Here is an 11,200-nt window from a genome sequence, read left to right as displayed (position 1 = left end):
TGGTGTCCATGCGCATGTCCAGCGGGCCGTCGTGGCGAAACGAGAAACCCCGCGCGGGGTCGTCGATCTGCGGCGAGCTCACGCCGAGGTCCATGAGGATGCCGTCGGCGCAGGCCGGCGGCAGTTCGGTCATGGCCGCAAAGCCGCTGTGCCGCACCGAGACGCGCGCATCCTGCGCGGCCAGTTGGTGCGCCACCTCGATGGCCTGGGGATCCTTGTCGAAGACGGTCAGCCGCCCTTGGGGCGACAGCCTTTGCAGAATGGCGCGGCTGTGCCCGCCGCGGCCGAAGGTGGCATCGACGTAGTGGCCGTCCGGGTTGATCGAAAGCGCCTGCACGGCCTCGTTCAACAGGACGGTCTGATGGGCCCATGTCGTCTCCACCACCGCCCTTAGAAGGAAAAGTCCTTGAACACATCGGGCATCTCGGCCTTCATGGCCTCGGCCTCCTGTGCGGCATACACCTGGGCGTCCCACAGTTCAAGGTAGGCGCCCATGCCGAGCAGCACGACATCTTTGCTGATGCCCGCCGCGGCGCGCAGTTCGGGTGAGACCAGCACGCGACCGGTGCCGTCCACCTCCACATCCATGGCATTGCCGAGGAAGATACGTTTCCACCACTGGGCCTGCATGGGCAGGTTGGCGATGCGGCCGCGGAAGTCTTCCCAGGCCTCGCGCGGGAAGACCATGAGGCAGCCATGGGGGTGTTTGGTGATCGTGAGCGAGCCACCCAGGGCGTCGCGGTGCCGGGTCGGCACGGACAGCCGCCCCTTGGCATCGAGACTCAGCGAAGACGCGCCCTGGAACACCGCTTTTGACCTTCAGGTGGGACATACCACCACTTAATTGCACTTATTCCCACTGTAGCAGGAAAACACTCGCGCACCAGGGGTCATGCACACTTTTTTTCAATGAAATCAACCACTTAGAAGTGATTTCGCGGGGAATCCAGGACCAAAAAGCACATAAAAAGCAAGCACTTACAAAGGTCAGTGCAAGTGAAGCTTCAAAACAGGAACGCCCGTGGGGTGGTTCCACGGGCGTTTCACGAGGCGACGGGCGGTGAGGGTGGGTCGGCGGCGGGAAAGGAGCCCCGACCAGTCAGGCCGCTCAGAGGATGTAGCGCGACAGGTCCTCGTCCTGGCTGAGCGCGCCCAGCCGCCCCTGCACGAAGGCGGCGTCGATGTTCACGGTCTGGCCCTGCAGCTTGGCCGCGTCGAAGCTCACTTCGTCGAGCAGATGTTCCATCACCGTGGAGAGCCGCCGCGCCCCGATGTTCTCGGTGCGCTCGTTCACCTCGCAGGCGATCTGGGCCAGCTGGCGGATGCCGTCGGGCTGGAACACCAGCGTCACGCCCTCCGTCTCCAGCAGCGCCTGGTACTGCCGCACCAGCGACGCATGGGTCTGCGTGAGGATGGCCTCGAAGTCGTCCACCGACAGCGACTGCAGTTCCACGCGGATCGGGAAGCGCCCCTGCAGCTCGGGGATGAGATCGCTGGGCTTGGACAGGTGGAAGGCACCGCTGGCGATGAACAGGATGTGGTCGGTCTTGATCGGCCCGTATTTGGTGGACACCGTCGTGCCCTCCACCAGCGGCAGCAGGTCGCGCTGCACACCCTGGCGCGACACCTCGGCCGTGCCACCGCTCTCGCTGCGCGAGGTCACCTTGTCGATCTCGTCGATGAAGACGATGCCGTTCTGCTCGGCGTTGTGCAGGGCGCGGGCCTTGATCTCGTCTTCGTTGACGAGCTTGGCCGCCTCTTCGTCGATCAGCAGTTTCAGTGCCTCGGCGATGCGCAGCTTGCGCTGCTGCTTGCGCCCGGCGCCGAACTGGCCGAACAGGCCCTTGAGCTGCTCGGCCATTTCCTCCATGCCGGCGGGCCCCATGATCTCCATCGTGGGACGCGGCTCGGCCACCTCGATCTCGATCTCGCGGTCGTCGAGCTGGCCCTCGCGCAACTTCTTGCGGAAGGCCTGGCGCGCGGTGCTGTCGGGCGTGGGCTGGGGCTCGAAACCCACGGCGCGCGGCGGCGGGATCAGTGCGTCGAGGATGCGCTCCTCGGCCACGTCCTCGGCGCGCGCGCGCTGCTGGCGCATCGCCGCGTCGCGCGTCTGCTTGATGGCGATGTCGGCCAGGTCGCGCACGATGCTGTCCACATCCTTGCCGACGTAGCCCACCTCGGTGAACTTGGTGGCCTCGACCTTGATGAAGGGTGCGTCGGCCAATTTGGCCAGACGGCGCGCGATCTCGGTTTTGCCCACGCCGGTCGGGCCGATCATGAGGATGTTCTTGGGCGTGATCTCCGGGCGCAGTTTTTCGTCCACCAGCTGACGCCGCCAGCGGTTGCGCAAGGCGATGGCCACGGCGCGCTTGGCGCCCTTCTGGCCGATGATGAAGCGGTCGAGCTCGGAGACGATCTCCTGGGGTGTCATCGAAGACATGTCAAACGGCCTCAGTCGAGCGTTTCAATGGTGTGGTTCATGTTGGTGTAGATGCACAACTCGCCCGCGATGGCGAGCGATTGGCGCACCACATCTTCGGCGCTGAGCGCGGTGTGGTCGATGAGCGCCTTGGCCGCGGCCTGGGCGTAGGCACCGCCCGAGCCGATGGCGACGATGCCGTGCTCTGGCTCGAGCACGTCGCCATTGCCGGTGATGACCAGCGCGGCGCTGCGGTCGGCCACCGCGAGCATGGCCTCCAGGCGGCGCAGCACGCGGTCGGTGCGCCAGTCGCGCGTGAGCTCGATGGCCGCGCGCGCCAGGTGGCCCTGGTGCTTCTCCAGCTTGGCCTCGAAGCGTTCGAACAGGGTGAAGGCGTCGGCCGTGGCGCCAGCGAAGCCCGCCAGCACGCGGTCGTGGTAGAGCTTGCGCACCTTGCGCGCCGTGCCCTTGATGACGATGTGGCCCAGGGTGACCTGGCCGTCGCCGCCGATGGCGACCTGCACGCCCTGCGGCGTTTCGCGGCGGACGCAGACGATGGTGGTGCCGTGAAAAGATTCCATGGGGTGGCAGATGGGGATGCGATGGCCCCCCCTCAAGGGGCAATGGAGAAAAAGCCGGCGCACAACCCGCCACGCACCACGCGGTCCAACCCAGTGACGCCGCGGAACCGGCTTTGCCGGGCCGCTGGTGTCGCCCCCCTTGAGGGGGTCGCGCGCAGCGCGGCGGGGGTACTTCCTGCTAGTCGTTGCGAAGGACCACCTTCGCGTACTCGGTGATGCCGATGACGTGGAAGAAGGCCGAGACCAGCCGGTGCACGTCGACGAACTGCACGAGCCGGTTCTGCGCGTGGTGGTTCGACACCCAGTTGAGCAGCGTGCCCGCGGCCGAAAAATCGACGCGGATCAGGTTGCGGCAGGAGAGGATCAGCACGTCGGCACCTTCCAGCCGCTGCTCCAGCATGTCGATGGTGCTCTGCGCGTCGCCGCGGATTTCGCCCGACAGCTCCACCAGGCCAAGGTGGTTGATCGACCCGGGCTGCGAGTCCATGGCCGACTCGCCCGAAAGCGTGGACGGCGGCGAGAGGGTCTCGATCACCGATTCGCCCAGCACGGAATGGCCTTCGTCGCCATCGCCACGCATCGACTGGTAGCGGCAGCGTGGCCGCTCCCAGCCCGGCGGGGACAGCTCGTAGGTGACGCAGAAGTCCAGCGCAGTGAGCTCGAACTCATCCGCCCGGTTCATCAGCCGCAGCACGGCCATGCGCAGCTCCCACCACAGCTGCTCGACGTCGCGGCGGCCCGAATGGGTCATGCTCTTGAGCACGTCGCGCAGCCTGGCGCCGCCCACGAAGCGCAGCTCCACGTCCTGGTCGGTCCAGAGCGTGACCAGGCCCAGCAACGCGCGCGCGGCCTTGGGGTCCATGCTGCTGAGCAGGCTCCAGTCGATCACCCAGGGCTGGCGCGCGCGCGTCAGCACGTTCTGCAGCGAGCCCACGGCGTGCGCGTCAAGTTCGGCCTCGCAGGCCCACACGGCGCGTGCGTGCCCGGCGGCGATCGGCGCGTCGGCCGCGACCACCATGCGCTGCACCGCGGCCGGCATGTCGTACCACTGCGGGGCCGAGCGGTCGAAACGGTTCACGAACTCCACCGCCCGGTTCTCGAAGGGCGCGAGCTGGCCGGTGGCGCGGTACAGGTCGAACAGGGCGAGCCAATCGGCCTCCTGGTCGACGCGGGCGCCGCCGTCGGACACGGCCTCCAGCAGCCCCTGTTCCGCACCGGCATCGTCGCCATTGGCGAAGCGGATGGCGGCCTCCTCCACCTCAGGGTCCTGGGCCACCTCCTGCACGTCCAGCGCGTAGAAGTGCGAGGCCGAGAACTCCGAGCCCAACTGCTGGCTGCTGGGCGTGCCCGCGCGCGGCGCCATCAGGCCCGTGCGGGGACTGCTGGGGGGCTTGATCGGCGCGGGCGCCGTCGCCTGCGACGGCCGCAGCGCCATCGGCTCGGTGGGTTGGTGCTCGCGCTGCGCCGAGGGATGCAGCAGCGGCGCGGGCTCGGTCACGTCGTACTGGGCGCGCAGGCGCGCCGGGTCCACCTGAGGCAAGGGCCGGATCGGCGAGGCCTCGCGGGCCTTCGACGGCAAGGTTCCGGGCGGCTGCGCGGCGCTGTTGGGTCCCGGTGAACCGGTGCTGGTGATCGAGTCCGCGCCCTTGGTTTTCCACCACTGCATGGACATCTGCGCCTCGATCTCGTCGATCTTCTTGAGCGTCATCGCCCGGTCATCGGGCTTGGAGGGGATGCTGCTCTGGAAGAAGGACGGGCGCATGCCCTGGGCCTCGGCGGGCGAGCCCTCGCGCGAACGGATCTTGCGCAGCATGTCGAACTCGCGCTTGCGCACGAAGTCGTTGCGCCGCTTGCGCTCGATCATCTCCTTGAGCGCGGCCTTGCTGTATTCGCTCTCGCGGTCCGACTGACGGGTGTCCAGGTCGGCCCAGCTCGTGGTGGGGTGGCGAACGAACTTCACCACCTTGGAGAGGAAGCCGCCGCTGGATTCGTCCTTGGACATTGGAACCGGGCTGTGGATCGGGTCGGTGCCGGTCGAACTCAGTCGCCGAACATCTTCTGCTTGAGCTCGCGGCGCTGCTGCGCCTCGAGCGAGAGGCTGGCCGTGGGCCGCGCGATGAGCCGGCCCACGCCGATGGGCTCGCCGGTTTCCTCGCAATAGCCATAGTCGCCGGCCTCGATGCGGGCGATGGCCTGCTCGATCTTTTTGAGCAGCTTGCGCTCGCGGTCGCGCGTGCGCAGCTCCAGGGCGTGCTCTTCCTCGATGGTGGCGCGGTCGGCCGGATCGGGCACGACGACGGTGTCCTCGCGCAGGTGTTCGGTGGTTTCACCCGCGTTGTTGAGCATGTCGGTCTTCAGGCCCTTGAGCTTGGTCTTGAAGAACGCCAGTTGCACGTCGTTCATGTACTCGCTGTCGGGCATGGCCAGCACGTCCGCGTCGGTGAGCTGTTCGACCTTGAGGGTCTTCCAGTTGTTGGCCCGCTTGGGGTCCTTCTGCAGGGATGGGGGGGCGGGGGACGTCATGACGGTTCGTTCATTCACGGGAGAGAAAGTCGCCTTGGGAGCGTCTGGGGCATGGCTGGGCGCGGAGGCCGGCTGGGACATCTGCGCCAGCATGGCCTTGCGCGCCTCGCGTTTGCCCATGGGCGCCGGCGAGGGTTCGGTCGCGGTGGGCGCCGCAGCGCTGGCCACCTTGGAAATGAGGTCGCTGGCCACGGCCGCGGCCTTGGCGGCGGGCGATGCCGCGACCTTGGCCTTGACCGGTGCCTTGGCGGCGGCTTTCACCACCGGCTTCTTGGCGGTCGGCGCTTTGGCCACGGGCTTTGCCACGGCCTTGACAACGGGTTTCACCGGCGGCTTGGCCACGGCCTTGGGCAGCGGTTTCGGCGCCGCCTTCTTGGCCACGGCCTTGGGCGCCTTCACGGGTGCCTTCGCCGGTGCCTTGGCCACGGCCTTCTTCGCCACCGGCGCCTTCTTGGCCACAGCCTTGACCGGGGAGGCCTTCTTGTGTGCCACCGGCTTGCCGGCACGCGCCGTGGCGCCCGAGGCGACGGACTTGCCTGCTTTCGCTGCCTTGGAAGCCGGGGCTTTCACAACGGGTCTCCTTGGGATGGCCGGCACGCCCCTTCACAGGGATCGCGCCCGGCTCGTGGACCGATGGCGACGGGCTCCAACCCGGGCCTGCCATCGGCAAAGGCGCTGTTATACCCCCTTGCCGTGTGACAAATGCCCTGGTTGATTCGGGGCGCGATTGTAGCCATGCGCGAAGCGCGGCCCGCGCCGGCCGGCAGACCGGGGCAGGCCGTGGTGAGACAAACGACACGGCCCGGCCCCCTGCGCTGAACGGCCCGACCCGCGCCCGGTTCAGGCCAGGCTCTGCTCGAGCCCCTGCTCGAGGATGTCGCGCGGCAGTTCGATGCCGATGAACACCATCTTGCTCACGCGCTTTTCGTCCGGCCCCCACTCGGGGCCCAGGTCACTGCCCATGAGCTGGTGCACGCCCTGGAAGATGACCTTGCGCTCGGTGCCTTGCATGTGCAGCACGCCCTTGTAGCGCAGCATGCGCGGGCCGTAGACCTGCACGATGGCGCCCAGGAAGTCCTCCAGCTTTTCGGGGCTGAAGGGGCGCTCGGCGCGGTAGACGAAGCTCTTGACGTCGTCGTCGTGGTGGTGGTGGTGCCCGTGGCCGTGCTGGTGCGAGGGGTGGTCGCAGTGCTCGCCATGGGCGTGGTCGTGGTGCCCATGGCCATGGTGGTCGTGGTCGTGGTCGTGGTCGTGGTCGTCGGCCTTGAGGAAGTCCGGGTCGATCTCGAGCTTGGCGTTGAGGTTGAAGCCGCGCAGGTCGAAGACCTCGTTGATGGCCACTTCGCCGAAGTGCGCGGGCCGCATGGCCGCGCGCGGGTTCATGTGCTTGAGGCGGTGCACCAGCGCATCGACCTCGTCGGCCGAGACCAGGTCGGCCTTGCTGATGAAGATCTGGTCGGCGAAACCCACCTGGCGACGCGCCTCCTGGCGGTCGTTGAGCTGCTGGGCGGCGTGCTTGGCGTCCACCAGGGTGACGATGGCGTCCAGCAGGTACTGCTCGGCCACCTCGTCGTCCATGAAGAAGGTCTGGGCCACGGGACCGGGGTCGGCCAGGCCGGTGGTTTCGATCACCACGCGCTCGAAGTCGAGTTCGCCCTTGCGCTTTTTCTGCGCCAGGTCGGCCAGCGTGGCGCGCAGGTCGTCGCGGATGGTGCAGCAGATGCAGCCATTGCTCATCTGGATGATGTTTTCGGTGGTGTCGGCCACCAGGATTTCGTTGTCGATGTTCTCTTCGCCGAACTCGTTCTCGACGACGGCGATCTTCTGGCCGTGGGCCTCGGTGAGCACGCGCTTGAGCAGGGTCGTCTTGCCCGAGCCGAGGAAGCCGGTGAGGATGGTGGCGGGGATCAGGGCCATGGTGCGTAGGGGGTGGGGAAAACGAAGGCGGAAGAGTGTAGGCCAGCCCGGTGCGAACCGGCTTCAGGGCCGGCGCATCACCACCAGGCCCTTGAGGTATTCGCCTTCGGGGAAGCTCACCGTCATCGGGTGGTCACGGGCACCGCCCAGGCGCTGCAGGAAAACGCCGTCCACGCCGGCTTCCAGGCCGGCCGAGGCCACGATTTTGTGGAACAGCTCCACCCCCACCCCGCCGGAGCAGGAGAAGGTGAACAACACGCCACCCGGGCGCAGCAGCTTGAAGCCCAGGCGGTTGAGGTCCTTGTAGGCGCGCGCGGCGCGCTCGGCGTGCGCCGCCGTGGGGGCCAGCTTGGGCGGGTCGAGCACGATGCCGTCGAATTGCCGGCCCTCGTCGATGAGGCGGCGCAGGGTGGCATTGACGTCGGCGTCCCGCCACTCGCAGCGGCCGGCGTCGAAGCCATTGAGGGCCACATTGGCCCGGGCCTGCTCCAGCGCGGGCCCCGAGGAGTCGACGGAGAGCACGCGCTCGGCACCGCCGGCGAGCGCGGCCACGGTGAAACCGCCGGTGTAGCAAAAGCCATTGAAAACCTCGGCCAGGCGGTGCCGCGCCACCAGTTCGCGGCAGGCGGCGCGGCTGTCGCGCTGGTCGAGGTAGTAGCCGGTCTTGTGGCCGCTGGCGATGTCCAGGCCCAGGCGCCAGCCGTGTTCCTGCAGCACCAGCGCCGTCTCGCCCTGCCCGCGCAGCCAGCCGGTGGCGTCGGCCAGACCTTCCAGGCGCCGGCTGCTGGTGTCGCTGCGCTCGTACAGGCGCTCGCAGCCGCTGAGCTCGAGCAGGGCGTCCGCGATCACGTCCTTCCAGCGCTCGACGCCGGCGGCGCCGAACTGGGCGACCAGGGTGTCGCCGTAGCGGTCCACCACCAGGCCGGGCAGGCCGTCGGACTCGGCGTGCACCAGGCGCACGCCATCGCTGTCGATCGCCAGGCGCTCACGCAGGGCCAGGGCGGCGCGCAAGCGCTCCTTGAAGAAGGCGGCGTCGATGCGCTGTCGTTGATCGAAGCTCCAGGCGCGCACGCGGATTTTCGAGGCGGGCGAGACGGCGCCCCAGGCGAGGAACTGGCCGTCGGCACCCTCCACGCGCACGGTTTCGCCGGGGTCGCCGCCACCCTTGGCGATGGCACCGTCGAACACCCAGGGGTGGTGGCGCTGCAGGGAGCGTTCCTTGCCGGGCCTGAGTCGGATGGATTTCATGCCCGGTCGTGTCCGTGGGGTGGGGTGGCCTTACTTGGCGCGTGGCTTGCGGGCCTGGGCGCGCGGGTGCGCGGCGTCGTAGACGCGCGCCAGGTGCTGGAAATCCAGCCGGGTGTACACCTGCGTGGTGCCGATGCTGGCGTGGCCCAGCAGTTCCTGCACGGCCCGCAGGTCGCCGCTGGACTGCAGCACATGGCTGGCGTAGGAATGGCGCAGCATGTGCGGGTGCACCGGCGTGGCCAGGCCGGCCTGGATGGAACGGCGCTTCAGCCGCACACGGATGTACTGCGGCGTGAGCCGCCCGCCGCGCTGGCCGATGAACAGCGCCGCGTCGTCCCGCGCGAAGGCGGGGCGCAGGTCCAGCCAGCGCCGCAGCGCGTCCAGCGCCGCGCGGCCCACGGGCACGCTGCGCCGCTTGCTGCCCTTGCCAAGCACGTGGGCCTCGGCGCCGCTCAGGTCGATCCAACCGCGCGCCGTGGCGCTGGCCGCCACGTCCAGCCCCACCAGCTCGCCGATGCGCAGGCCGCAGCCGTACAGCAGTTCGGCGATGCAGGCGTCGCGCGCCTCCAGCGCCGGGTCGTCCTCGGCGTCTGCGTGGCCCATCAGGCGCACGGCCTCGTCCACCGGCAGGGCCTTGGGCAGGGGCTTGCCGGCCTTGGGCGCGCGCACGTCGTTCACCGGGTGCTGCTGGATCAGGCCCTGGCGGCCCAGCCAGCCGTAGAAGCCGCGCCAGCCCGAGAGGATGAGCGCGATGCCGCGCGCGCTGCGCCCACCCGAGTGCATCTGCGCCACCCAACGCCGCACGTGCGCGGGCATCACGTCCGCCAGGGCCACGCCGGCCTCGCGCGCATTCGCCTGCAGCTTCTCCAGATCGCCCGTGTAGAGCGCCAGCGTGCGATCGGCCAGGCGCTTGTCCACGCGCACGTGGTCCAGGTAGGCCCGCACCAGGCCGGCGTCGTCGCTGCGGGCCGGCCCGGCGTGGCTCATTCCGTGGCCGCGGCCACCACCGGGCGCAGGCGCGAGAGCGCGGCGCTGGTGAGTTCGCCGATGCGTTCGAGGAAGTCGGTGCCCATGTCGGAGGCGAAGCGCTGCGGGTCGGGCGAAGCCAGCACCAGCAGGCCGAAGGCCTCGGGCGCGGCGCCCGCGCGCAGCGGGATCAGCGCCAGCGACTGGGCCGACGAGGGATCGACCAGCCACTGCGCGGCCTCCAGGCCCGGGTTGTGGCCGCAGTACGGCACCGCCAGCGAGCCCGCGAAAGCCTGGGCATCCTGGCTCGCGCCCTGGGCGTAGTCCTCGCCGGCGAACTCGGCCGACACGCCCCAGACCTTGATGCCCACCTGCGGCACCAGGAACTGCGCCGACAGCTCGGTCGCGGCCACGCGCGGCAGGTCGCGCGCCTCGCGCACCAGCAGCAGCTCGCGCATCCAGCGCTGCAGCTTGTCGGCGATGGCGGTGTTCTCCTTGCCGTGGCGCATCATCTCGGCGGCCTTGAGCTCCAGGCCGCGGATCTTCTCGCGCAGCATCTCGGCCTGGCGCTCCTGCAGGCTCACGGCGCGCCCGCCGTGCGGGCTGGTGAGCTGCACCGCCGCCAGCAGGCTGGCGTGGCGCTCGAAGAAGTCGGGGCTGTTGGCCAGGTACTGGGCGATGTCGTCCTCGGTGATGGGCGGGATCGGCTGGGTCATGGTGGTGGGCGAAAAAGACTACGGTTGGTTCAGCTCGTCGGGCACGGTGATCTCGCCCTCGAACACGGGGGTGGCGGGGCCGGTCATGAACACGGGGGCGTCGTGTTCGGGCGTGTCGACCCATTCGATGGTGAGCACGCCGCCACGGGTGTGCACGTCCACGCGCGAGCCCAGCCAGCCCAGGCGGATGCCCGCCACCACGGCGGCGCAGGCACCGGTGCCGCAGGCCAGGGTTTCGCCCGCACCGCGTTCGTACACGCGCAGCTTCACGGTGCGGGTGTCGATCACCTGCAGAAAGCCGGCGTTGACGCGCCGGGGAAAGCGCTCGTGGTTTTCGATCAGCGGGCCCCAGGCCGCCACCGGCGCGGTGTCGACGTCGTCGACCAGCAGCACCGCGTGCGGGTTGCCCATGGACAGCACCGCCACGTACTGGTCGCCCGCGTAGGGCACGGCCAGCGGCCAGCGCTCGAAGTTGCCGAGCTTCTCGGCCTTCAGGCCCTTGGCGTCGAAGGGCACCTGGGACAGCGCGAAGACCGGCGGGCCCATGTCCACGGTGACGCGGCCGTCGGGCAGGCGCTTGAGTTCCAACACGCCGTTCTTCACCTTCACGCGCAGCGGGTTTCGCTCGCTCAGGCCCTTGTCGTGCACGTAGCGCACGAAGCAGCGCGCGCCGTTGCCGCAGTGCTCCACCTCGCCGCCATCGGCGTTGTGGATGACGTATTCAAAGTCAAGGCCCGGCTCGGGGGCCTCGCGCACGGAGAGGATTTGGTCGGCGCCAACGCCGAAGTGGCGGTCGGCGAGAAAGCGGTACTGCGCCGTGCTGAGCCCGA

Annotated in this window: 11 protein-coding genes; all 11 read right to left on the bottom strand. The window is 69.1% G+C overall.

Features of this window, described 5'->3' with window-relative positions; genetic code table 11:
• Positions 1-382: 16S rRNA (cytosine(1402)-N(4))-methyltransferase RsmH (rsmH, locus tag BGO22_RS12645; protein WP_286851122.1), on the bottom strand; the 382-nt coding region annotated here is incomplete at its 3' end.
• 8 nt (positions 383-390) lie between these two features.
• Positions 391-807 (bottom strand): division/cell wall cluster transcriptional repressor MraZ, encoded by a 417-nt coding sequence (mraZ, locus tag BGO22_RS12640; RefSeq protein WP_070397235.1) that lies wholly within the window; start codon positions 805-807, stop codon positions 391-393.
• Between the two features lie 301 nt (positions 808-1,108).
• A complete protein-coding gene (gene hslU, locus BGO22_RS12635) occupies positions 1,109-2,440 on the bottom strand; it encodes an ATP-dependent protease ATPase subunit HslU (protein WP_070397234.1) in 1,332 nt (443 codons plus the stop codon).
• A gap of 11 nt (positions 2,441-2,451) precedes the next feature.
• Complete coding sequence (gene hslV / locus BGO22_RS12630; protein ID WP_070397233.1) at positions 2,452-3,000, bottom strand: ATP-dependent protease subunit HslV; 549 nt, start codon at positions 2,998-3,000, stop codon at positions 2,452-2,454.
• Between the two features lie 178 nt (positions 3,001-3,178).
• A complete protein-coding gene (locus BGO22_RS12625; RefSeq protein ID WP_070397232.1) occupies positions 3,179-5,002 on the bottom strand; it encodes an STAS domain-containing protein in 1,824 nt (607 codons plus the stop codon).
• Between the two features lie 38 nt (positions 5,003-5,040).
• Positions 5,041-6,093 carry an RNA polymerase-binding protein DksA gene (gene dksA / locus BGO22_RS12620; protein WP_083292775.1) on the bottom strand — a complete coding sequence of 351 codons (1,053 nt, stop codon included), beginning with the start codon at positions 6,091-6,093 and terminating at the stop codon, positions 5,041-5,043.
• A gap of 270 nt (positions 6,094-6,363) precedes the next feature.
• Positions 6,364-7,440 (bottom strand): CobW family GTP-binding protein, encoded by a 1,077-nt coding sequence (locus tag BGO22_RS12615; RefSeq protein WP_070397231.1) that lies wholly within the window; start codon positions 7,438-7,440, stop codon positions 6,364-6,366.
• 63 nt (positions 7,441-7,503) lie between these two features.
• A complete protein-coding gene (locus tag BGO22_RS12610) occupies positions 7,504-8,688 on the bottom strand; it encodes a class I SAM-dependent rRNA methyltransferase (protein ID WP_070397230.1) in 1,185 nt (394 codons plus the stop codon).
• 30 nt (positions 8,689-8,718) lie between these two features.
• Positions 8,719-9,675, bottom strand: coding sequence for a tyrosine recombinase XerC (locus BGO22_RS12605; protein WP_070397229.1), 957 nt, complete (start codon positions 9,673-9,675; stop codon positions 8,719-8,721).
• Entirely contained in the window at positions 9,672-10,370 is a 699-nt protein-coding gene (locus tag BGO22_RS12600; RefSeq protein WP_070397228.1) for a DUF484 family protein, read from the bottom strand. Before BGO22_RS12600 ends, BGO22_RS12605 begins: the two co-directional genes overlap by 4 nt.
• An 18-nt stretch (positions 10,371-10,388) precedes the next feature.
• Positions 10,389-11,200: diaminopimelate epimerase (dapF, locus tag BGO22_RS12595; RefSeq protein ID WP_286851102.1), on the bottom strand; the 812-nt coding region annotated here is incomplete at its 5' end.

This window comes from Hydrogenophaga sp. 70-12, assembly GCF_001897365.1.
Classification (GTDB): domain Bacteria; phylum Pseudomonadota; class Gammaproteobacteria; order Burkholderiales; family Burkholderiaceae_C; genus Hydrogenophaga; species Hydrogenophaga borbori.
The sequence above is the reverse complement of the archived record's forward strand: the minus strand, read 5'-3'. Positions and strand labels throughout refer to the sequence as shown.

What these genes read in the sequence shown, in the direction of transcription:
- hslU (WP_070397234.1), bottom strand. Translation starts at nt 2,440, where the DNA reads ATGTCTTCGATGACACCCCAGGAGATCGTCTCCGAGCTCGACCGCTTC.
- hslV (WP_070397233.1), bottom strand. Translation starts at nt 3,000, where the DNA reads ATGGAATCTTTTCACGGCACCACCATCGTCTGCGTCCGCCGCGAAACG.
- BGO22_RS12625 (WP_070397232.1), bottom strand. Translation starts at nt 5,002, where the DNA reads ATGTCCAAGGACGAATCCAGCGGCGGCTTCCTCTCCAAGGTGGTGAAG.
- BGO22_RS12615 (WP_070397231.1), bottom strand. Translation starts at nt 7,440, where the DNA reads ATGGCCCTGATCCCCGCCACCATCCTCACCGGCTTCCTCGGCTCGGGC.
- BGO22_RS12610 (WP_070397230.1), bottom strand. Translation starts at nt 8,688, where the DNA reads ATGAAATCCATCCGACTCAGGCCCGGCAAGGAACGCTCCCTGCAGCGC.
- BGO22_RS12605 (WP_070397229.1), bottom strand. Translation starts at nt 9,675, where the DNA reads ATGAGCCACGCCGGGCCGGCCCGCAGCGACGACGCCGGCCTGGTGCGG.
- BGO22_RS12600 (WP_070397228.1), bottom strand. Translation starts at nt 10,370, where the DNA reads ATGACCCAGCCGATCCCGCCCATCACCGAGGACGACATCGCCCAGTAC.